Origin of the sequence: Bradyrhizobium sp. HKCCYLS20291 (assembly GCF_051167715.1) — a bacterium.
In the GTDB taxonomy this organism is placed as follows: domain Bacteria; phylum Pseudomonadota; class Alphaproteobacteria; order Rhizobiales; family Xanthobacteraceae; genus Bradyrhizobium.
The window spans coordinates 260,946-283,485 of the sequence record NZ_JBNPTO010000008.1; the positions used below are offsets into that span (position 1 = coordinate 260,946).

A 22,540-nucleotide genomic window follows, 5' to 3' on the forward strand; every position below is an offset into this window, starting at 1 on the left:
GCCGCTCGTGAGCGGCCCGTGATGTTTCGATGCGGTTTCAACCGAGCACTCGCTCAATCCTTGAACGGATCGAACTCGCCCTCGCCGGCCATCGCCACGGCGAACGGCCGCAGCGTGTGGACGACCTTCACCGAGCCTGCGTGCTCGGCGAGCACCTCGGGCAGACGGCGATAGGCCATCGGGCTTTCGTCGAGGTCGGCACCGACCAGGGTGACGCCGCGGCCCTGCAGCCATTCGTCCATCTCGGCGCGCGTGAAGCGGCGCTTCGCCTCCCTGCGGCCGAACAGACGGCCGGCGCCGTGCACGGTAGAATACAGCGAGGCCTTCGCCTCCTCCGACTCCACGCCCTCGATGATGACGGCGTCGTCGCCCATCGAGCCGCCGACGAAGCCGCGCTGGCCCGGAAAGGCCGGCGTGGCGCCCTTGCGCACCACCCACAGATCGCGCCCGTCGTGGGTCTCACGCCACGCGTAGTTGTGGTGGTTGTGCACGCTGTCGGTGACGCCTCCGCCGATGATCTGGCGCACGCGCTCGACCACCCACTCGCGTCCCGCATAGGCGTAGCGCCCGGCGAGCTGCATCGCGGCGATGTAGCGCTGGCCGACCTCGCTGTCCTCGTCGACGACGGCGGGCGGCACGTTCATGCCGTCCTTGCCGCCGGCGGCCTTAAGGTAGCGCGTCGCCGAGGTATGGCCGAGACCACGGCTGCCGAAATGCACGCCGATCCAGACGAAGCCTTGCTCGTCGCGCATCAGATCGACGTAGTGGTTGCCCGACCCGACCGTGCCGAGCTGCCCGACCGCCTTCTGCCGGTACTCACCCATATCGGACTCCCGCCACGCCTCGGCGTCGTCGAACAGCGCATGCTCGACGCGCTCGGCATTCTTGCGGCCGACGCCGAACGAGATCACCTTGGCGACGTCCTTGATGATCGCGCCGACCTTGTCCTCGATCGCGCTGAAGGGCGTGTCGAGCCGCACCGCCATGTTGCCGCAGCCGATGTCGAAGCCGACGCCGGAGATGCTGATCTGCTTCTCATAGGCGATCACGCCGCCGACCGGCTGCGCATAGCCGAGATGGCCGTCGGCGCAGATCACGCCGGCCACGGCGTTGCCCACGGCCATGCAGTTCTTCATCTGCGCGATGGTCGCGTCATCGTGCTGGCCAAACACCTTCAGCGGGCTGTTCTGATACTGCGCCGCCTGCGGCCGGCTCGCCACGGTGTCGGCCAGCGCCTCGGCCTCGCGCGCGAGCTGCTCCTTGCGCGCCGCATCGCGGAAGGTGCACCACAGCGGCATCGAGCGCTGCCCGGGCCGCTCGACCCGCGCATCCGGATCGAGCCCGGCCTCGATCGCCAGCTGTCGCGCGCGCTCCTGATAGGGATCGGCTCTCATGTGATCCTCCTCTCTCGTCTTCGAATGCGGACACACCAGCGCCAACGCGGCACTCGTGTGGCAGACCTGCATGGCGTGATGCCGCGCAAATCAGTTGATGCAAACAGAGAGATGGATCTGATGGGGCGTCCCCGAGGGGACCTGAACCGGACGAATCGTCTCTCTGGCCTTCAAGGCAGAGGATCGATCCGCTGCCTCGCTATGCTGCGAGCTGATTGTGACGGGATAGCGCACTTGCCGCGGAGACCGCCGGCACGCACAGGACGCAACCACGGCGCCGCAGCAGCGGCAGCGCGATGTCCTCTATCTGGCGTGCGTTCAAAATCGACATGGGTCTCTCGCAGGCGGAATGCCGCCGAATGAGTTGGCGCGTGCTCTTACAGGAATTTTCGAATTTGTAAAGCCGCGATCGGCGGCAAGCGCAGCAGCCGTAGGGTGGGCAAAGGCGTGTCACGCTCTCTCCACGTTCGAGACCGCAAAGGCGCCGTGCCCACCGTCTCGCCGCGCCATCTGCCGCCCGATGGTGGGCCCGCGCCGCCTCGAGGCGTCGCTTTGCCCACCCTACGCACCGTCGATGCGGTGTCGTCCGAGCAAACAAAAGGCCGCCCGTGGGCGGCCTTTCTCATCAGTTGCGGCTCACGCCGCATCCGGCGTCTTCAGCCGGACCAGCTTTGTCAGCAGCGCATCGAGGCCTGCGCCGTCGCCGGCATGCAGGTCGATGCGGCCGACCTTCTCGACCAGGCGCTCCAGCGACTCCAGCTCCTTGAGCCGCAGCAGCAGCGGGTTTTCCTCCATCAGCTTGGCGGTGTTCAGAAGCGAGCGCGTCGCCGCGGTCTCCTCCTGCCGGCGGATCAGGTTGGCCTTCGCCACCCGCTCCGCCTCCACCACCTTGTTGACGAGCTCGCGGATCTCGCCGGGCAGGATCACGTCCTTCACGCCGAGCTCCGTCACGTCAATGCCCGAACCGTCGAGCCGCGCGCGCACGTAGTCGCGCAGCTCGGCATCGAGCGAGGCCTTCGCCGCCAGCACCTCGTCGAGCGTGCGCGACGCCACCGCTTCCCGGATCGCGAACTGCACCAGGCGGTACAGCCACGCATCCACGTCAGGAGTGGTCGCCACCGCCGCCTCCGGATCGACGATCCGGCGGAACGCCGTCAAGGTCACCCGCAGCGCGATGCGATCCTTGGTCAGCATCTCCTGCGCGGTGATCTCCAGCGCCGTCGGCCTGAGATCGAGGCGCTTGACCTCGATCTTGCGACCGACCGCCCAGAAGGCATGCCGGCCCGGCACCAGCCGCTCCGTCAGCCGGCCGTCGACGTGCAGCAGACCGGCCTCGTGGTTCTCGACCACGACCTCGGTCACGATGCCCGGGCGGTTGCGCTCGATCATCGCCAGATGCCGCGCGCTCACGCGCACGTCGCTGGTGATGTCGATCCGCTCGACCTCGACCTGCGTGGCCACCTTCCAGTAGACGCGGGTCTGCCAGGGCGTCAGCAGGTGCGCGGGCCGACCGTCGAGGCTGACGATCGCGATCTCGTTCGCGCCCGTCTCCACCGCCTCGAACAGCTCGGCAGCGAGATCGGGCCGCGCCGCCTTCAGCACCGCGTAACGATCCGCGCTGTACTCGGCCTTGACGACGTCGAACAGCTGCACGGTCAGCCGGTGCAGCGGATCGAGCAGCGCATGGCGGCCGGGACCGAGCACGCGCACGAGCTGGCCGTCACGCCAGACCAGCGCCCGCTCGCCATCCGCCACCGTCTGCGTCTTCATCATCACATGCCAGCTCATGACACTCTCCTGTCACGCAAGGTCCGGCCGGATGCCGGGCCCCGCTCTGTTGGCTGCAGGCCTGCGCCTGCAGCAGTTTGAAATTCAAAGGACGTGAGGACCGGACGGCGCGTCCTGCCTGAACCGAGCGGGCCGCGGCTTGAGCGTCGCCTGCGCACGGGCGCCCGCGCATCTCACGGCCGCCGAAGCGGACGTGGCGATGCGCTGGCTGTCCCGGCGCAGACGACGCGGTATCCACCGCGGCACAGAGCCGGCTCTGCAGTGTCCTGATCAGGTCGCAATGTCCGAGGCATTGCCTCGGAGCAAAACGGCCGGACCGCGACTGAAGCGCGCGTCCGGTCCTCGTCGTCAGAAGAGGCGCCTAGCTTTCAAGCTATTCCGGAGCGCTGGAGCGGGAGTCGAACCCGCGACCCGATGAACCAAAATCATCTGCTCTACCCACTGAGCTATCCTTTTGCAGCAGGGCCGGCCCAAAGGGAACGGCGACCTGCAACTGCATCCTCTCTTCAGCGGAATACGCCACCGGAGACCGGCGCGCACCAGTCGGGATCTCAGCGAGCCCGAACCCATGGCCGAAGCGAAGGACGCTGCACATAGATCAACTAATTTTATTGTGCAAGTGCTAATTAGTAACTACATCTGAAATTCTAACTCGTTCGCTGGTCACAGACGCAAATACATCCTCTCCGTCATTCCGGGGCGCGCGTAGCGCGAGCCCGGAATCCATAACAACGAGCGGAAGTTTGTCGAATACAAGCGCCACTCGCATCTCGTGCCAAATGAAAGGCTGTGGCTATGGATTCCGGGCTCGCGCTGCGCGCGCCCCGGAATGACGATGAGACCACTGCAACATCGCATGCAGATCAACAAGCTGTCCGCCAAAGCACGAGGCAAGTGGTAGTCCGGATGAGCGAAGCGACTTCCGGGTTCACACACAGCTCACGAGAATCCGGATATCGCCCACGCCGCCGCCTATTTGGCGGCGACGTGGGCTCATCCGGCCTACATACGCGAGCAAGGAGGCAATCACAGCTCCAGCTCCACATCCCAGTAGAGATAGTCCTGCCACGTCACGTGCAAGAAACGCGGCGGAAACAGGCGCTGTGCGGCCATCAACTCGTGCCGCGTCGGCTCGAACGGCGGCCGCCGCGGCTTGACGTAGCGCCGGTCCTTGCGCGCGTTGCAGGGACTGCAGGCGGCGACGATGTTGGTCCACGACGTCTCGCCGCCATCGGCGCGCGGCACGACGTGGTCGAACGTCAGCTCGCCGTGGAGATGGCGCACGCCGCAGTACTGACATTCGAACCGATCGCGCAGGAAGACGTTGAAGCGCGTGAACGGCACGCGCATCGCCGGCCTGACGTAGTCGCGCAACGCGATCACCGACGGCAACCGCATCGTGACGCTCGGGCTGCGCACGACGCGATCGTACTCAGCGACGACCATGTGAGAGCCGCTGACGATCGCCCTGATCGCGTTCTCCCAGCTGAACACCGAGAGCGGGAAGTAGCTCAGCGGCTGGAAGTCGGCGTTGAGAACGAGTGCGGGGTGTGTTGCTGACATCGCGGACCTCCTTTCCTTCTGGCAGGCTCATCGATGGCGATGCGCCTGAATGCAGCTGCCTTCGTCCGGAGCGCGCTCCGGCCGAACACCGTTGATGTAGTCGAGATAGATCTGGCGGGCCGTTGCCTCGCTGACGCCGCGGCAGGCCATCACGATGCGCACGAAGGCAAGCGCGACCGGCGAGCCGAACACGCGAATGTGGTCAGAGGCTTGAAAGTCTGGGCTGATCATGCGGGTCATCGGACCCTCCGCTCGAAATGCGGAGGGTGAGATCCCGCCGCCGGTTACGCTTCTGCTTGAATTGGGTGTCCCGATTTGCTCAGGGACAGCACGAGATAGCTTGGACCTTGACAGGCGACGCCCATGCCGAACCGATCGCGCGACCAGGTAAACGGTCGTTCGTTGGTGGCGACGTTCGCGAGATGTGAGCGTAGGCTCAACACGGTCGTGGTCCTCAAGGGAGCGCCTGAATGCGGCGGTCCGATTTTCGATGGGGCAGAGCTATGCGCAGAATTTTCCGAAGCCGTCAAGGCCGGAGCGTGAGGCGCGCTTGCGGCTCGCCCGCACACCGCGACGAATTTGCAACAATCAGACTGCCCGTCGGGCAAATCAGTTGGGCATTGTTGCTGATCAGCCGGCCGATCAGCGCCCGTCGGGGGCCCCGAAACGGATGCGCAGAGAAACTCATTTGTTGAAGACGTTCAACAGGATCAGCCGCGCCAGCCCACCGGCCCTCGATTTTTCTGTTTTCAAAAATCAGAAATCATGCATCATGCCCGCGTCCCGTCCTCATGAGAGGGACGCCTCGCGATCGTCACGAACGTGGAGGGCGGGATGCGGTGGGCGCGTCGGTCGCAGCGTGATCTGATCATGCGGACGAACGATCCGGCGCGCACGGCGAAGTCGTGATGTCCTGACACCCCGACGCTGGTGTCAAGGTCGAGGGCCCGACGTGCTCCGACCGATGGTGGCCAGACAGCCGGCGCACCAGGGAGACCACGTATAAGCCGTAAGGCCATCGCGCGGGGAATGCCGGATGATGCGGCTGAACCTGTGGTGACTGCCGCCTGCTTTCTTTTCTGCAGGCGGGCCATGGGTGAGGCCCTCACCCGGCATTCCCCGCGCCCTCTCACGATTTTCGAGGGCGATGTCGACAGCAGCACTCGGGCGTCATCCGCCGCGAGAACGCGATGCCATGCGTGCATCAAGCAGGATACGTAGGGTGGGCAAAGCGGCCGCAGAAGGCAGCAGCGTGCCCACCGGCAAGCAGCGTGTTGTTTCGAGAGATGGTGGGCACGGCGTCGACTAAGAGTATTCGCGGAGCGCGAGCGGTGCCGCGCCTTTGTCCACCCTACGGGACCTCGGACAACAAGGATTCCCTGCCCGCTCTACTCGACGCGGGAGAGCACGGCGAGCTTGCGGATGCCCTTGGTCTTGTAGGCATCGAGGAACGCGTAGTAATCGCGGAACGACACGCAGCCGTTGGAGTCGCCGTTCGGGCCGAGCATGAAGGTGTGCGCCAAGAGACCGTTACGGCCGTGGATCGCGTCCTCGCCGCCGATCGGATTGAGCCGCAGTGCCGGCACGCCGTGGAACAGCGCCTCGCGCGGCTTCAGCTCGTAGATATGCGGCGGGGTGACGCCGCGCATCCTGATCTTTTCCGAGCTCGGCTTGTCGAGGTTGTCGCCGAGGCCGGAATGCGCCTCGAGCTTGGTACCGTCGGGCAGATACACGGCCTTGGCCGAGATGTCGTAGACCGCGGTGCTCAGGTCGTAAGGCGGCCGGCCGCCGCGGGTCGGATCCTTGGCGATGCTGGCGGTGATGTTGGCGTCAGCCGAGGCGTAGGCCAAGAGCCCGCCATCCTGGTTCTCCGGCTTGCCCCAGAGCTTCTCCTGGATCGAATGGCGTTCGCCGGCGATCGACAGCACCGCCGCCTTGGCGCGCTCGGTCATGGCGCGCAGCGAGAAGCTGTTCTTCGGCGCGTTGCCCTCGGCGGCCTGCGCCGGGGTCGTGGCGGGCGGCTGCGCCGACGGCTTCGGATTGGTGTTGGCAAGCGCCAGCTGCATCGGCGGCCGGGCATCCTTCTTCGGGACTTCCGCGACCTTGGCAGCCTCGGCGGGCTTGGCATCGGTTGGCTTGGTCTCGATCAGCTTCGGCGCAGCGTCGGCGAGCCTGGGCAACGGCGGCGCACCGGCGGCAGCGTTGGAAGCAATGCCCTGCGGCACGGCCGCGCCGAAGCGGTCGTTGAACATCTGCGGCGTGATGGCAGCGACGGTGGTGGTGGCCGGCGTTTCCGGGAAGGCCGAGAACGCGTCGCCCACGGCATCAGCCGCGCTACGCGCCACGATCCGCGGCGGCGCTGGGCGCACAACGGGCTCGTCCTGCTCGATGCTGCCGAGTGTCGGATAGGCGTCGGCCGCGATGATCTTGGTATAGACCAGGACGGCGCAGCCTCCGATCAGGCATGCGACAGCCGCGCCACCAATCAATTTGTGAGAGAACGCGATCAGGGAGGATTTCCTGCGGTTTCGTGCAGCCAACGCAGTTCGACTTTTACTCATTCACTCACGCCCGAACGAATACTCGAAAACTCTCACGCGATGCGTCACGGACACCCGCTTTGCATCTCGCAGAAGCACCGAGCTTCATTAAGGCGACTTTTAGTTAAATGCTGATTAAGTTTTGACGGATTAAGGGCGGGTTAACCATGAACGTCTGTTTTGCCGGCAAAGAGGGCGGAAACAGGGCAAAATTGCAGATCGAAGCAATAATGCCGCACCGGGAAATTCCGGGGCGACAGCATTCGACCATCCGCCGAATCCGTAAAACATCGCAGATCGCGTTAACGATTGAGCGCCGACAGACCGCGTCAATCAATGATCTCTCGTTGCGAAGCATTGGCAAGGTAAAATACGCAGTCTTCGATGATCAACGGGCCCTGCCCCCGTGTGGGCCCGAGGATCTTTGCGATGCCGGTGCAAGTATTGGTTACGTAAAGGGGCGCATGGGTCGCCCCCATCAACCGGACCGATCCGGCCGGTGGCGATCGAGGCCCGGCAGCCGGCAGCTGCGCCTGCGTAGCACCCGTAGCATTCCGGATTTTGCGGCACGCAGCCATGGGCGGCGGTATGGTAGCGAGCGATTCCCCGCATCACTTCGTCGGCACATCGTTCCGCGTCCGCTCCTGCCGAAACGACACGAGAAGGACCTCCATGCAGATCCCCGACCGGAAGCTGGCCTTCGTTCTTGCCTCGAGCAATCACGGCACCATGATCGTCAACCGGCTCGACTACCGCATGGTCGACGCCACCAGAGGCTACGGCGTCGGCTATCAGATTCTCGAGAGCGGCGCCTTCGACCCTTCGGAAGTGCAGCTTGCGGTTCGACTGCTCCTGGTGCGCCGCCGGCATCATGGCGACGGTGCGGTAGCGATCGACTGTGGCGCCAATATCGGCGTGCATACGATCGAATGGGCCAAGGCGATGACCGGCTGGGGCTCGGTGCTCTCGGTCGAGGCGCAGGAGCGGATCTACTACGCGCTCGCCGGCAACATCGCGATCAACAACTGCTTCAACGCGATCGCCATCCATGCCGCGGTCTCGTCGGAGCGCGGCGTGCTGAACATCCCGAGCCCGAACTATCTGACGCCGTCGAGCTTCGGCAGCCTCGAGCTGCGACAGCGGCCCAACACCGAGTTCATCGGCCAGGCCATCGACTACGCGAAGGATACCGTCGAGGTGCGCAAGCTGCCGCTGGACGATTTCAATCTGCCGCGCTGCGACCTGATCAAGCTCGACGTCGAAGGCATGGAGATCGAGGCGCTCGAGGGCGCCGCGTCGACGATCGAACGCTGCACGCCGATCATGCTGATCGAAAAGATCAAGACCGATGCCGACCAGCTGCGGCAATGGCTCGAACGCCGCGGCTACAAGACCGTCGACGCGGGCATCAACATGGTTGCGATCCACAGCCGCGACAAGTCGATGGGGGACATCATTCCGCAGCAGGCCTGATGCGGCCGTCAGCGCTGCAGCTCCGGCGGCGGGGTGCGATCGATGACGTCGCCCTTGGGCTCGCTGAGCGCGTAGAAGGCATAGGTCTCGATGGTCAGGGGGCCGCGCATCCGCGGCGCCTCGCCCACCATCTCGACGCGAGCGAATGTGCTGCTGGTGTAGAACCGCGTTCCGATCTGCGCCTCGTCGACGAGCAGCTGCGTTCCCGCGAGCTTGGCAGGATCAGGCTCAGGAAAATTCACCCAGCGGATGCGCTGGATCGGCTGCAGCACGCAGGTGCCCCGAGGCAGATAGAACGACAGCCACGCGGTGGTGCCGTAATCCATGGCGAGCACGCAGTTGGCCCCGGCGCGGACCCTGGCCGCTTCGATCTCGGCGGCGAGAGGCCGCCAGCCGACGCCGACGCTGCGGACGGTGGCGTCGCGCCTGTAGCCCGAGAGCAGCCCCGTATTGGCCTGCACGATCAGCGCAACGAACATCACGACGCCGGCCGGCAGCGCCCAGCGCAGGCAGAAGGCCGCCGTGCGCTGCTCGCGCGGCTGCCACGCGACGAGATGGGCGGCCGCCGCCGCGGCGACGACGAAGGCCGGATAGATCGGCGCGAACCAGTTGGCTTCGACCCGGGCATGCAGGCCGTGCCAGACAAAATAGACGACGATGACCCAGACCATGACCTCGACCAGCAGCCGGGCCGCCGCCTCGCCCGCCCTGCGCCGCGCCAGGGCGTAGAGGCCCATGAGGCCGAGGATGAAGACCAGCGGGGTCGCAAACGCGAACTGGGTCGGGATGATCTCGGCGATGTAGACCGGCCTGATGCCTTCGATCCTGGCGCGGCCGAGCTGCTTGATGAACGACACCCATTGATGATGGGCATTCCACAGGATGACCGGCGAGAAGATCGCAAACGCCACGGCGCCGCCGAGATACGGCCAGGGCGAGGCCAGCCAATGCCGCAGCTTCGGCACGGCGAGGAGCCAGATCAGGATCGCGGCGCCGAAGAACAGCGCGGTGTATTTCGACAGCAGCGCCGCGCCGACCGCAGCCCCCACGGCGAGCCACCAGACGCCCCTGCCCGTCTCCAGCACCTTCGCGCAGAACAACAGCACGAAGCTCGATGCGACCAGCAGCGGCGCATCGGGCGTCACGATCAGCGTGCCGACCGCAGCCATCAGGGTGACGTTGAGCAGCAGCGCAGCGGTTGCCGCCACGCGCACGCTGCCGAACAGGATCTGCGCGGTGCGATACACGGCGTAGCTCATGGGCAGGCCGAGCAGGATCGAGACCAGCCGCACGCCGAGCTCGCTGTCGCCGGCGATCAGCGTACCCAGGCGGATGACGACGGCAACCATCGGCGGGTGGTCGTAATAGCCGCCGGCGAGATGCTTCGACCACATCCAGTAATAGGCTTCGTCGAAGGTGATCGGCGTGACCGCAGCCGCAATCAGCCTGAGCACGACGAGGCCCGCGATGGTCAGCCAGACGTTGCGGACCAGCCTCGCGTCGTCGGCAGCTGCCGCAGCGATCATCGCTTGCGCCAGACGAACAATCCGGAGATCGCGTAATTCCAGACCACGCCCATCAGAGCGCCCGCCGCGCCCGCCAGCCACCAGATCGGCTCCTGGTCGTAGACCGAGAAGGCGACGCCGACATTGGCGAGCAGGCCGACCGAGCAGACCAGATAGAACACAAGCAGGCCGCGCAGGATGGCAAAGCCCCTCAGGCGCTGGTCGCGATAGGTGAGGAAGTTGTTGAGGATGAAGTTCGAGGTCATCGCGACGAAGGCGCCGAGCGCCTGCGCTTCCGCGAACGGCATGTCGAACGCATTGAGACCGAGGAAGAGCGTGGCCAGATGCACGACGAGGCCGGTGCCGCCGACCATGGCGAACAACAGGAAGCGCAGCGACACCACGTCGTTGGTCATCTTGGCCAGCACGAGGCCAAGGAAGTCTAGCGCAACCATCGAGTCGAGCTTGCTCTCGCCATGCAGGCGCGAGCCGAACGTATAGGGCACCTCGACAGTCTTCAGCCCGCCCTCGGCGCTGGCGACGATGTCGAGCAGGATCTTGAAGCCCTGCGTGGAAAGCTTCGGCGCGATCTCCTCGAAGCGATCGCGGCGTATCATGAAGAAGCCGCTCATGGGGTCGTTGACCTCGACCTTGAGCGCGCGGCGCGCGATCTCGGTGGCGAAGGCGCTGGCGCCGGCTCGCTTGCTGTCGAAGCTCGCGGCACTGCCGCCCGCGATGTAGCGGCTGCCGACCACCAGCTCGGCCGCACCGCTCTGCAGCAACGCCAGCATCTTCGGCAGCTGGGTCTCGTCATGCTGCAGATCGGCGTCGATCACGGCCGCATAGGGCGCACTGGCCGCCAGGATGCCCTCGATGCAGGCGCCGGACAGGCCGCGGCGGCCGATGCGGCGGATGCCGCGGACGCGGTTGTCATTGCGCGACAATTCGCGCACCACCTGCCAGGTGCCGTCCGGCGAGTTGTCGTCGACGAACACCACCTCCCACGGCACGTCCTTGAACGTCGCCTCCAGCCGCCGGTACAGCGTGGTGACATTGTCGCGCTCGTTGAAGGTCGGCACGACCACCGAAACAACCGGAATGTCAGAGGTTTGCAGCGGCACGGGCGGGGCCGATCGGATGGCTTCGTTCATGGTGCGGATGCGTATATCCGCCGCATCCGGCACTGCCAAGCGCAACGGCCCCTGGACAGCGGCAAAAAGCCCGCTGTGATGCCGCCGGGCATCGCACGGCCCCAAAATGCCAACGACCACAAACAAAGGGCGCGCGTACATCCGGCGCAACCGCTCTGCCGTGGTCGTCTCGGTACCGGAGCCGATGAAGCTCGACGTCACCGTCCCCACCCAGATGGGGTGCCCCAGCCGGAATGCAAGGCCCCCCGTTCTGGGCTAGTTCGGAACCTCGCGGACCACCGGTCCCCGCACCGCCGGTGCGACGGGAACGGTCTGCACGGCGGTCGGCGGCACCTCGACCTTGCCCGGCTGCATGTGGCGGGCCATCGGCCCGACCGGAACGAAATAGAAGGCCGACGCAAGCACGGCCGCCGCAACGATTGCGCCCAGCAGGCCGCCGACAGATTCCGCTCTCATTGCCATGTCTCCCCTTCCCGGCCCGCGTCCTGGATACACGAGGCTCGGGGCAGCTGGAAGAGCGGCGGCGCAACACCGTGGCAACTGGCCAGGACTGCCGCAGTTGACTACTGTCCCCGCTCCAATACCTCTCCTCAGCAGTGGAACTTCCGGTGAGCAAAGCGCCTGCACGTGCCTCGCAATCCAAGAGCCAGATCTATATCGGCATCGGCGGCTGGACCTTCGCGCCGTGGCGCGGGGTGTTCTACCCGGACAAGCTGCCGCAATCGAAGGAGCTCGAATACGCCGCCTCCAAGCTGACCTCGATCGAGATCAACGGCACCTATTACGGCTCGCAGAAGCCGGAGAGCTTTCGCAAATGGGCGCGCGAGGTGCCCGACGGCTTCATCTTTTCGCTCAAGGGCCCGCGCTTCGCGACGAATCGCCGCGTGCTCGCCGAGGCCGGCGATTCCGTGAAGCGCTTCTATGACACCGGCGTGCTCGAACTCGGCGACCGGCTCGGCCCGGTGCTGTGGCAGTTCGCGCCGACCAAGAAGTTCGACGAGGCCGATTTCGGCAAGTTCCTGGAGTTGCTGCCGCGGGAGATCGACGGCCGCAAGCTGCGCCACGTCGTCGAGGTACGGCACGACAGTTTCTGCGTGCCCGGCTTCGTCAAGCTGCTGCGCGAGTTCGCGACGCCGGTGGTGTACGCCGAGCACGGCAAATATCCGGCGATCGCCGACGTCGCTGGCGACTTCGTCTATGCGCGATTGCAGAAGGGCAACGACGAGCTCAAGACCTGCTATCCGCCAAAACAGCTCGACGCCTGGGCCAAGCGGCTGCAGCTGTGGGCCGCCGGCGGTGAACCGGATGATCTGCCACGGGTTGATGAGACATCTGCGAAGAAGACGCCGCGTGACGTGTTCGCCTACGTCATCCACGAGGGCAAGGTGCGCGCGCCAGCCGGCGCCATGGAATTGATCGAACGGGTCAGCTGAGGTGCGTCATGATGGCCAATGCCAAGAGCAACAGCCTGTTCACCATCGGCTATGAGCAAACGCCGGCAAAGGCCGTGCTCGACGAGCTGCAATCAGCCGGCGTCAAGCTGCTGGTCGACGTTCGCGCGGTGGCGGCGTCGCGGCGGCCGGGCTTTTCGAAGAGCCAGCTTGCCGCGGGGCTTGACGAGCGCGGCATCGGCTATGTCCACCTGCGCGGGCTCGGCACGCCGAAGGAAGGCCGCGAGGCGGCCCGCAGCGGTCACTACGATACGCTGCACAAGATCTACAGCGCGCATCTGAAGACGCCGCAGGCCAAGGAGCAGATGGACGAGCTGGCGTCACTGGTGAAGAGCGCCGGCCCGGTGTGCCTGCTCTGCTACGAGCGCGACCACGCCCATTGTCACCGGCAATGGATCGCCGAGATCATCGAGAAGCGCGACCAAGTCCGTGTCGAGAACCTGGTCGCGCCTCAGATTTGAGCCGTCACTCCGCGGCGCAGGTGAAGGACGATGCCTGCTCGACGTCGCCGCTGACGTATTTGGCGAATTTGGGCCACGGGCACAGCGGCCGGGTCCGCTGCGGCGTCCAGCTCGCGGGCACTTCCTTGTTGGCAGCATTTACCGAGGCCGTGATCGCCTCCGGCGCCTTGCCCTTCTCGACCCAGTCCATCAGCGCGCCCAGCGCGTCGAACTTCTCCAGCGTGATGCCGCCACCGCAATGGGTCTCGCCGGGCAGCGCAAACAGGCGCGCGAAACCGTCGGCCTTGCCCTGCACATTGGCGTTGAGCTTCTCGTACCAGTGGATGGTGTCGTTGACCGAGAACACCGGATCGGCCTGGCCGTGATAGATCAGGATCTTGCGGGAGCCGTTCTGGAACGCCGGCAAGGTCGGATTGTCGACCGCAGGCGGGGCCATGAAGTCCATCGCGGACTCCGTGAACGCGCCCTCCTTCGCGTAGATCTTCGGCGCGTCCTTGTCGAAGTCGTAGGCCTTCAGCTTCTCGACCAGCTTGTCGGGCGAGCCTTCGACTTCCACGGGCGGCGTCGAGAAGATGTAGTTCAGCGAGGCGCCGCCCATGGTGGCGATGATCGGAAGGTTGTTCCACGGCGCCACCGGGCTCTCGACCTTCCAGGCGCGCCAATTGCCGGTGCCGACGCCGCCATCGGCGGGCCAATCGGAATACAGCGCTTCGCCCTTCGAATTGCGGGGACCAGCAAAGATCGTCTTCAGCGCATCGACCTTGGCGGCCGGCAGGCACGCGTCGGTCGCGCCCGCCGCGCAGCGCAGGCTATCGAAGTTGAACGCCTTCTGGCAGGCCTTGAGGTTCGCGGTGAGCCCGTCCTTGGCGCCGTCGAGGCCGTCGCAGATCTCGATGATCTTGGACGAGATCAGCTTGGCATCCTCGCGCGTGATCGATTTGCGGATGTCGGCATCGGCCTTGGTCAGCGCCTGAACGTCCCAGGCGTGCTGCACGGCGGCGCGCGGCAGGTTGAAGCCGGGGTTGCCGACAAGGAAGCCGTCATATTGCTCCGGCATGCGCTCGGCGGCGACCATTGTATGGCGGCCGCCATTCGAACAGCCGGCAATGTAGGAATAGTCCGGCTTCTTGCCGTAATGCGCCGAGATGATCGCCTTGGCGATCGGCGACAGCGTGACGTCGGCCGCGTAGCCATAGTCGCGCCGCGCCTGCGGATCCATGCCGAAGGCGGAGCCCGCCGCAAGACCGCGCGGCTTGTTGGCGGGATCATTGCCGGAGTGCCCGCTATCCGACGACAGCACGGCGAAGCCGCGGGCGAGCGGCGTCACGCCGCCGCCGACGAGGCCGTCGGCCCTGTCGCCGAGCGCTGGTACCACGACGCCGTCATTGCCGCCATTGACCTGGTGCAGGAAGCGGCCGTTCCAGGCCTCCGGCAGGCGGATCTCGAACTGGATCGCGTAGGCATGGCCGTCGGCACCGGTGCGCTCGTTGACCTTGCCCGAGAGGATGCAGTGCCGCGGCAGCCCGTCGGCGGCCTCCTGCAGCTTCGATCCGGTCAGGACGAGCCCCGGGACCTTCAGCGCCTCGGCGGTCACCTGGCTGCAGCTCGCCTCCTCGGCTTGCGCGGAGCCGGCGGTGACGGCGCAGACGAGGCTCAGTCCAGCCACCAACGAAGTCCTGGTTCGGATCATGCATTTCCCCCTGAATTGCTGTTCGTTGGCGGGCAGTTAAACGCGGCTCTCGCCCAATGTAAATCGCCCAGGTCGATCGCCACCCGCCATCCTGAACGAACGGTCTACTGCAATTGCCAGACCTCGAACGGCCGGTCGTATCCGCGCACCGACACTTCGCCGTGGAAAACGGCATCGCGGGCCCCGTCTCCCACGGCCTCGCGCACTTGGCTCGATATCAGAAGTTGCGAGTCGAACTCCTTGTTGAGCGCCTCGAGCCGCGAGGCGAAGTTCACGGTGTCGCCGATGACGGTGTATTCCTTGCGCCGCGGCGAGCCGATGCTGCCGGCAACGACCTCGCCAAGATGCAGACCAATCCCGAGCCGCAACGGCCAGGACGACGCAGCGTTGACGCGCTCCATCGCGGCCACCATCTCGCGCGCCGCGGCCACCGCATGCACGGCCGCGTCGCGGGACTCGAACGGGGCGCCGAACAGCGCCAGGAAGCCGTCGCCGAGAAACTTGTTCACGATGCCGCCGTGGCGCTCGAGAATCTCGACCAGCACGGCGAACGCGCCGTCGAGACGATCGACGATCTCCTGCGGCGCCTTCGCGCGCGAGGCGGCCGTGAAGCCGCGGAAGTCGACGAACATCACCGCGACCTCGCGGATGTCGCGCGCCTCGGCCGTGCCCTCCTTCATCAGCCGTTCGACCACCTGCGGCGAGACGTGCTGGCCGAACAGATCGGTCACGCGATCGCGTGCGGAAGCGGCCTCGATGCTCGCGGCGAACTGGCGCCGCAGCTGCACGCTGACAGCGCCGGCCAGGATCCCGCACAGCAGGATGATGAAGCTGCGCTCGCCGTGATAATAGATCTCCGGATTCTGGCTCACGTCGACAGACGGACGGTCCATCAGCGCCACAATCAGCAATTCTGCCGCGGCGACGAAACCGGTGAAGCTGGACAACCAAAAGTCCAGACGCAGGGTCGAGAGGATGATGAAGATGAAATAGACCAGCGGCGCGCCAAAACCGAGGGCCCGGTCGCGGCCGATGCCCTCGATCTGCAGCATGAGCACGAGGGTGGGCATCGACGTCTCGATCACTGCGCTGACGTAGCGCAGGAACGTGGGAGGATCTTGGCCGAGGCGGATGTTGGCTTTGATCCTGGACAGGACCAGAAGCTCGAAAGCAACGAAGCAACCGATGATGGCGTAGACGTAGAGGACCCCGACCCGGCTCGGCCAGATCCATTCCAAGATCCTCGGCTCGATGATCTCGACGCACGCCGAGGTGACAAGGAACAATCCTGCCGTCGCGATCAACGCCTTGACCCGCAGCAGCTCGGTGTTCAACGTCTGGCGCATCAGCGCCTTGTTGAACTCCGACGCCGCCGCGCCGTTCCCCTTGCCAGCCCCCGCGAACTGCATCTTGCCTCAGCCGATCTGCCACGCCGCCGCCATTGTGCCTCAATCGAGGGTGCGGCGGAAGCGCAAGACGGCCACCGTCATGGCGAACAGCATCAGGCCGAACAGGGCCACCGTATCGTATTGCAGGTTCGGCAGCGTCGAGCCCTTGAGCATGATGGCGCGGACGATGCGCAGGTAATGCGTCAGCGGCAGGCACTCGCCGACGATCTGCGCCCATTGCGGCATGCCGAGGAACGGAAACATGAAGCCCGACAGCAGGATGCTCGGCAGGAAGAACATCATGGACAGCTGCATGGCCTGCAGCTGGTTCTGCGCCAGGGTCGAGAACGTGTAGCCGATCGACAGGTTGGCCGCGATGAACAGGGTCGACAGGATGGCCAACAGCATCAGGCTGCCCATGATGGGAACGCCGAACAGGAACACGCCGATGCCGATGATGATGGCGGCCTGCAGGAAGCCGACCATCACATAGGGAATGATCTTGCCGAGCATGACCTCGACCGGCTTGATCGGCATCGACAGCAGGCTCTCCATGGTGCCGCGCTCGATCTCCCGTGTGACCGAGAGCGCCGTGAAGATCAGCATCGTCATGGTCAGGATGGTGCCGACCAGACCGGGCACGATGTTGAGCCGGGACGAGGCGGCCGGATTGTAGCGCGCATGCGCCCTGATCTCGAACGGCGACGTGGCCGGATCGCCGGTGTAGAGATCGTGCGACAGCGCCGTCTGCACGATCATGCCAAGCGAGGACAGCGCGGAGGACGCCGCGACCGGATCGGTCGCATCGGCCGCCACCAACAGCGCCGGCCGTTCGCCGCGGCGGACTGCGCGCTCGAAGCCGCGCGGGATCTCGACGCCGAACAGCACCTTGCCGGACAGCAGCAGGTCGTCGAATTCGGCGACGTTGTCGACCTCGCGGGTGAAGCGGAAATAGGCGGTGTTCTCCATCGCCTTCAGGATCGAACGGCCGAGATCGCTGTCTTCCTGCAGCAGCACCGCCGCTGGCAGATGATGCGGCGTGGTGTTGATGGCATAACCGAACAGCATCAGCTGCATCACCGGAAGCATCACGATCATGGCGAAGGACACCCGGTCGCGGCGGAGCTGGATGAACTCCTTGACCAGCATCGCGTAGGTGCGGCGCCAGAAACCGAAGCGCGGCTCGGGCGAGGCGTGGTGGAGAGCTTCGCTCATTGGAAATTGTCCCGCGAGCGGTTCATCAGGTCGATGAAGACGTCCTCGAGCGAGGGTGCCGCCGGCTGCCAATGCAGGTCGGGCCTGTCGCGCCAGGGCGCGATCGCGGCATCCAGCGCCCTGCCGTCGCGGCCGGAGACGTGCAGGCTGGTGCCGAACGGCGCCACCATGTCGACGCCGGGCTTGCCCGTGAGCGAGGTCGTGAGCTCGCGCAGGTCGTCACCGCTGACCGTGTAGGTGGTGAGCGCCGATTGCGCGATGACCTCGGAGACGGTGCCGTGCGCCAGCAGATGGCCGTAGGCGATATAGGCGATCTCGTGACAGCGCTCGGCTTCGTCCATGTAGTGGGTCGAGACCAGCACCGTCAGCCCGTCCCTGGCCAGCGCGTGGATCTCGTTCCAGAAGTCGCGCCTTGCCTTGGGGTCGACGCCGGCGGTGGGCTCGTCGAGCAGCAGCAGTTGCGGATTCGGCAAGGTGCAGGCGCCGAGCGCAAGCCGCTGCTTCCAGCCGCCCGACAATTCGCCGGCCAGCTGCCGCTCGCGGCCGGCAAGCCCGAGCCGCTGCACCATGTCGCGCGCGGCGGCTCGCGGATCCGGCATGCCGTAGAGCCGCGCGACGAATTCGAGATTCTCGCGCACCGACAGATCCTGGTAGAGGCTGAAGCGCTGGGTCATGTAGCCGACCCGGCGCTTGATCTTGTCGGCGTCGCGGCGGATGTCGAAGCCGAGACAGGTGCCCTCGCCGCCGTCGGGCGTCAGCAGGCCGCACAGCATGCGGATCGTCGTGGTCTTGCCCGACCCGTTGGGTCCGAGGAAGCCGTAGATCGCGCCACGCCGCACCTGCATCGACAGATCGTGCACGACCTCGCGACCGCCGAAGGACTTGGACAGTCCCTTGACGTCGATCGCGATCTCGGCCGGGCCTGCTGCCGTCATTGCTTGTCCGCCACGGGCGTCTTCGGATGCGGATAGATGCTGACCGGCTGGCCGACGCGCAGCGCGTCGGGGCGCGAGGGCCGCGCCTGGATCAGGTAGACGAGCTTGTTGCGCTCATCGAGGCTGTAGATGACGGGCGGGGTGTACTCCGCCGTGGTCGCGAGGAAGTAGACCCGCGCGCTGAGATCGGCGGCGCAGTTGTCGCAGGTGACCCTGACCTGGTCCCCGATCGCGAATTTGGGCAGATCCGTCTCGGGCACGTAGAAGCGCAGCTTGATGTTGCCCGGCGGCATGATCGACAGCACCGGCCGCTGCGCCGCGACCATCTCGCCCTCGCGGAAATAGATCTGCTGGATCGTGCCGGCGACCGGCGCCACGCCCTTGCGGCGCGCCAGGCGGGTCTGCGACGTCACGACATGGGCCTCGGCGATGCGCAGCGCCGACACCGCCGAATCGAGCGTTGCCTGCGTCCCGGCCCCGGTCTTGCTCAGCGCCGCTGCACGGTCATAGGTCTGCTGCGCATTGGCGAGCGTCGCCTTGGTCTGGTTGAGATCGGCCTGTTGCAGATCATCGTCGACGGCGTAGAGGGGATCACCAACCTTGATCTCTTCGCCCTCGTGCACGTTCAACTTGGTGACGCGTCCCGCCTCGTCGGGACTGACGAAGATCATGTCGGCCTCGACCCAGCCCTGATAGCCGGGATCGCGAGTGTCCTTGCAACCGTCGAAAGTGAAGGCCGTGACCAGCACGGCAAGGCAATGCAGCAGGCTCATGTCGGCCTCCTTGCGCCGAAGATCAGATCGAGATGCGTCTGCAGCATCGCTTCCGTGTCGAGCGGCGCATGGCGCTCGAACAGGCTCTTCCAGAGCACCGCAAGCATCATCGGCGCGACCATCAGCTGCGGAAACTGCACCAATGTGGGCTCGCGGATCTCGCCGCGGGTGATGGCGAGCTGGATCAGCGCGCGCATGGCAGCGAGGCCGCGCGACACGACCTCGCGGTAGTAGAAGTCGGCAATCGCGGGGAAACGCGGTCCTTCGGCAACGATGAGCCGCACGAGGTCGGCCCGCCGCGTGCCGGCGATCTCCTGCAGGAACATCCGCGCCAGGTTCTCGACCAGGTCCCGCACCGAGCCGCTCGGCGGCAACGGCGCAGCCAGCCGGCCGACGAACGGCACGATGGCGGTCCGGATCAATTCCTCGAACATCGATTCCTTGTCCTTGAAGTGCAGATAGATCGTGCCCTTGGCCACGCCGGCGCGCTTGGCCACGTCGTCGAGCCGGGTGGCCGCAAAGCCGCGGGCGATGAACTCGTCCATGGCCGCCTGAACGATCGCCGCGCGGCGCTCGGCCGCCCGGTCGGCCCGGCGCGAAGCCGTGGCGGGGCCAGCCGCCCGCACCTTGCGCTTGTTCGATGGTGAGTCCTCGGACATGCGAACATTAATGACTGACTAGTCAGTCATTGTCAAGAAGCTCCCGGCGGCGTGCGTCGCGATAATCTGCCCTCCAGCGGACGCCTTGCGCAGAGATCTCTCCACGCGTCATCCGGGGCGGCGCGTAGCGCGAGCCCGGAATCCATAACCACGAACCGGCGTGTGGTGCGGGATGGCTGTGGCGCGTGTCTTCGTCACACCGACTCTTGTGGTTATGGATTCCGGGCTCGTCGCTTCGCGCCGCCCCGGAATGACGCGTGGAGAGACGGCTCACCATCTTGCGGCAGACGCGCGGAGCGATGGTGTCCGCCTTGCATGCGGCAAACTACGTGAAATCGAGCACCACGCGGCCATCGATCTTGCCGGCCTTCATGCGCTCGAAGACGGTGTTGATCTCGGACAGCGGCGCGGTGGTGATCTCGGCCTTCACCTTGCCCTCGGCGGCAAAGGCGACCGCTTCGTCGAGATCGCGCCGGGTGCCGACGATCGAGCCGCGCACGGTGATGCGCTTCAGGACGACGTCGAAGATCGGCGTCGGGAATTCCCCCGGCGGCAGGCCGACCAGGCTGACGGTGCCCTTGCGACGGACCATTTTCAGCGCCTGCGCGAAAGCCGGCGTCGAGACCGCCGTCACCAGCACGCCATGCGCACCGCCACCGGTGAGCGCGATGACCCGCTCGACCGCATCCTTGTCCAGCGCATTCACCGCGTGCTCGGCGCCGGCCTCGAGCGCCAGCTTGAGCTTGTCCTCGGCGATGTCGAGACCGATCGCCTTCAGCCCCATCGCCTTCGCGTACTGGATCGCGACATGTCCGAGCCCGCCGACGCCGGAAATGACGACCCACTCGCCGGGGCGCGTGTCGGTTTCCTTCAGGCCCTTGTAGGTCGTGACGCCGGCGCACAGGATCGGCGCGATGCTGGCGAAGTTGACATTGGCGGGCAGGCGCGCCGCGAACGCCGCGGAGGCGATGACATACTCGGCGAAGCCGCCGTTCACACTGTAGCCGGTGTTGTGCTGGTGCTCGCACAACGTCTCCCAGCCGGTCTCGCAATATTCGCAGCGCAGACAGGCATCGTGCAGCCACGCCACGCCAACCGCGTCGCCGATCTTGAAATCGGTGACACCGGCGCCGAGCGCGGCCACCACACCGGCTGCTTCATGACCGGGAATGAACGGCGGCACAGGCTTGACCGGCCAGTCGCCCGAGGCGGCGTGAAGGTCGGTATGACATACGCCGCAAGCCTTGAGCTTGACGAGAAGCTCGCCCGGCCCCGGCACCGGAACAGGAACATCCTCGATGACGAGCGGCTTGCCGAAGGCTTTGACGATTGCGGCTTTCATGGTCTGCATCTGTCTGCTCCTCATATTGAGGCGCAAACTAACGAGGCCGAACTGTTACGAACTTGATCGGTGTCAAACGCAGCTGCTGCTTTGATGCGCAGCATGTAACAGATTCATGACAGGAGATCTCACGTGGCGATCTCAGGCATGAAACTTCAAGCCGTCGACGATCTTGTCGACCACCTTGCGCTCCGCGCGCAGCGCCAATCCGACGAGATTGAGATCAGGACGCGCGACCGCTTTCACCGCCGCGCGGTTGGCTTCGTCATGCGTGGTCTTGAACATGTCCTCGGTGTAGAGCGCGGGCTTCACATTCCGTGACAGCGCGCGATCCAGCGCACGCGCCAACGCAGCACGGTCCGGCGCGCCGTAGATCAGGATCGGCTGGCCTATCAGCGCGTGATAGCTCGTTGCCGATCCGTCTTCATAGGGCGCGCCGATGCATTCCGGAAAAGCAGCGGCGACGCCGCTGGACAGAAACGCCGCGACGTTCAGCTTCTGCCAGGCTTCGAGGTCGTTGCGGATGATCAGCGCGATCTTGGTGTCGAATTGCATGTCACGTCCATCGTCGATGTCCACGAGCGCTCAGGATAGCCGAGCCATTCGGAGCGTGAAGCATCGAAACGACCACGGCCGCGGAACTCGGACGATAGCCGCGCAAATCATGCGGCTTCAATCAGCCCTTCAATCAACCCTTGGCGTCGCACACCCAGGCGCGGATGACGCACTCCTTGCCGCCATATTTGTAGCATTCGCGGGTCGCTTCGTTGAGCGAGGTGGAGATCTTCGGCCGGACGGCGTAGCCGTGCGCGCCGCACGGATTGGTCAGATCGATCGCGAACGCGGCACATGCCTTCTTCATCGTCACCGCGGTGCACTCGCCCTTGCACTGCTTCAGCGCCGCAGCCTTGGCGAGATGCTCCGCCGGATAGTCGAAGGCCTGGCCATAAGCGGCGCACTGGCCGATGGCGAAGGCGCCGGCCGCATGCGCCGGGCTGATGGCGCCTTGGCTCGCGATGCGCGCGGCGCCGACGAGCACGGTCAATCCAAATGCAAACAGCGCGAAACGTCGCGTGGCGGTCGAAATGATCATCTCTCCTCCCCCGAGGCCAATGTCGGCAAATCTAGCCGGGGGTCGTTGAAACTTGGTGAACGAGAGGTTGAGATCAGGTATCGCCGGCGCCGTTCCGGGATGACGCGGAGAGATCGCGC

Annotated in this window: 20 protein-coding genes; 3 read left to right on the top strand and 17 right to left on the bottom strand. The window is 65.6% G+C overall.

Features of this window, described 5'->3' with window-relative positions; genetic code table 11:
• Positions 1–53 precede the first annotated feature (53 nt).
• From ACQR07_RS20125 to ACQR07_RS20145, 5 genes are all read right to left on the bottom strand, one after another.
• Positions 54–1,394, bottom strand: coding sequence for an RtcB family protein (locus ACQR07_RS20125; RefSeq protein WP_434903911.1), 1,341 nt, complete (start codon positions 1,392–1,394; stop codon positions 54–56).
• A gap of 636 nt (positions 1,395–2,030) precedes the next feature.
• Positions 2,031–3,182 carry a slipin family protein gene (locus tag ACQR07_RS20130; protein WP_434903912.1) on the bottom strand — a complete coding sequence of 384 codons (1,152 nt, stop codon included), beginning with the start codon at positions 3,180–3,182 and terminating at the stop codon, positions 2,031–2,033.
• Between the two features lie 1,026 nt (positions 3,183–4,208).
• Positions 4,209–4,745 (bottom strand): HNH endonuclease, encoded by a 537-nt coding sequence (locus tag ACQR07_RS20135; RefSeq protein WP_434903913.1) that lies wholly within the window; start codon positions 4,743–4,745, stop codon positions 4,209–4,211.
• 27 nt (positions 4,746–4,772) lie between these two features.
• Entirely contained in the window at positions 4,773–4,985 is a 213-nt protein-coding gene (locus tag ACQR07_RS20140) for a hypothetical protein (protein WP_434903914.1), read from the bottom strand.
• 1,148 nt (positions 4,986–6,133) lie between these two features.
• Entirely contained in the window at positions 6,134–7,306 is a 1,173-nt protein-coding gene (locus ACQR07_RS20145; RefSeq protein ID WP_434903915.1) for a tlde1 domain-containing protein, read from the bottom strand.
• 651 nt (positions 7,307–7,957) lie between these two features.
• Between ACQR07_RS20145 and ACQR07_RS20150 the strand changes: the two genes are divergently transcribed.
• The gene (locus ACQR07_RS20150) at positions 7,958–8,758 is read left to right on the top strand and encodes an FkbM family methyltransferase (protein WP_434903916.1); all 801 of its coding nucleotides are present in this window, start codon (positions 7,958–7,960) and stop codon (positions 8,756–8,758) included.
• 8 nt (positions 8,759–8,766) lie between these two features.
• Here the strand turns inward: ACQR07_RS20150 and ACQR07_RS20155 are convergent, their stop codons facing one another.
• From ACQR07_RS20155 to ACQR07_RS20165, 3 genes are all read right to left on the bottom strand, one after another.
• Positions 8,767–10,284, bottom strand: coding sequence for a glycosyltransferase family 39 protein (locus tag ACQR07_RS20155; protein WP_434903917.1), 1,518 nt, complete (start codon positions 10,282–10,284; stop codon positions 8,767–8,769).
• Positions 10,281–11,414, bottom strand: coding sequence for a glycosyltransferase family 2 protein (locus ACQR07_RS20160; RefSeq protein ID WP_434903918.1), 1,134 nt, complete (start codon positions 11,412–11,414; stop codon positions 10,281–10,283). Before ACQR07_RS20160 ends, ACQR07_RS20155 begins: the two co-directional genes overlap by 4 nt.
• Positions 11,415–11,669: 255 nt before the next feature.
• On the bottom strand, positions 11,670–11,870 hold the full coding sequence (locus ACQR07_RS20165) for a hypothetical protein (RefSeq protein WP_434903919.1): 201 nt from the start codon (positions 11,868–11,870) through the stop codon (positions 11,670–11,672).
• 152 nt (positions 11,871–12,022) lie between these two features.
• Between ACQR07_RS20165 and ACQR07_RS20170 the strand changes: the two genes are divergently transcribed.
• Complete coding sequence (locus ACQR07_RS20170) at positions 12,023–12,847, top strand: DUF72 domain-containing protein (RefSeq protein ID WP_434903920.1); 825 nt, start codon at positions 12,023–12,025, stop codon at positions 12,845–12,847.
• A gap of 11 nt (positions 12,848–12,858) precedes the next feature.
• The gene (locus tag ACQR07_RS20175) at positions 12,859–13,326 is read left to right on the top strand and encodes a DUF488 domain-containing protein (RefSeq protein ID WP_434903974.1); all 468 of its coding nucleotides are present in this window, start codon (positions 12,859–12,861) and stop codon (positions 13,324–13,326) included.
• A gap of 4 nt (positions 13,327–13,330) precedes the next feature.
• On the opposite strand, the gene ACQR07_RS20180 is transcribed toward ACQR07_RS20175, so the two are convergent.
• The 9 genes from ACQR07_RS20180 to ACQR07_RS20220 all read right to left on the bottom strand — a co-directional run bounded on the left by ACQR07_RS20180 (position 13,331) and on the right by ACQR07_RS20220 (position 22,421).
• On the bottom strand, positions 13,331–15,016 hold the full coding sequence (locus ACQR07_RS20180; protein ID WP_434903921.1) for a tannase/feruloyl esterase family alpha/beta hydrolase: 1,686 nt from the start codon (positions 15,014–15,016) through the stop codon (positions 13,331–13,333).
• Positions 15,017–15,120: 104 nt separating this feature from the next.
• On the bottom strand, positions 15,121–16,425 hold the full coding sequence (locus tag ACQR07_RS20185) for an adenylate/guanylate cyclase domain-containing protein (protein ID WP_434903922.1): 1,305 nt from the start codon (positions 16,423–16,425) through the stop codon (positions 15,121–15,123).
• A 39-nt stretch (positions 16,426–16,464) separates the two neighbouring features.
• Positions 16,465–17,619 (bottom strand): ABC transporter permease, encoded by a 1,155-nt coding sequence (locus tag ACQR07_RS20190; RefSeq protein WP_434903923.1) that lies wholly within the window; start codon positions 17,617–17,619, stop codon positions 16,465–16,467.
• Complete coding sequence (locus tag ACQR07_RS20195; protein ID WP_434903924.1) at positions 17,616–18,554, bottom strand: ABC transporter ATP-binding protein; 939 nt, start codon at positions 18,552–18,554, stop codon at positions 17,616–17,618. Before ACQR07_RS20195 ends, ACQR07_RS20190 begins: the two co-directional genes overlap by 4 nt.
• Positions 18,551–19,327, bottom strand: a complete 777-nt coding sequence (locus ACQR07_RS20200) for an HlyD family secretion protein (protein WP_434903925.1) — start codon at positions 19,325–19,327, stop codon at positions 18,551–18,553. The genes ACQR07_RS20195 and ACQR07_RS20200 overlap by 4 nt, the downstream gene beginning before the upstream one ends.
• Positions 19,324–19,986 (bottom strand): TetR/AcrR family transcriptional regulator, encoded by a 663-nt coding sequence (locus tag ACQR07_RS20205; RefSeq protein ID WP_434903926.1) that lies wholly within the window; start codon positions 19,984–19,986, stop codon positions 19,324–19,326. Before ACQR07_RS20205 ends, ACQR07_RS20200 begins: the two co-directional genes overlap by 4 nt.
• Before the next feature lie 325 nt (positions 19,987–20,311).
• The gene (gene adhP, locus ACQR07_RS20210; protein ID WP_434903927.1) at positions 20,312–21,337 is read right to left on the bottom strand and encodes an alcohol dehydrogenase AdhP; all 1,026 of its coding nucleotides are present in this window, start codon (positions 21,335–21,337) and stop codon (positions 20,312–20,314) included.
• Between the two features lie 132 nt (positions 21,338–21,469).
• A complete protein-coding gene (locus ACQR07_RS20215; protein WP_434903928.1) occupies positions 21,470–21,883 on the bottom strand; it encodes a DUF2000 family protein in 414 nt (137 codons plus the stop codon).
• 133 nt (positions 21,884–22,016) lie between these two features.
• On the bottom strand, positions 22,017–22,421 hold the full coding sequence (locus tag ACQR07_RS20220) for a DUF4189 domain-containing protein (protein WP_434903929.1): 405 nt from the start codon (positions 22,419–22,421) through the stop codon (positions 22,017–22,019).
• Between the last annotated feature and the right edge of the window lie 119 nt (positions 22,422–22,540).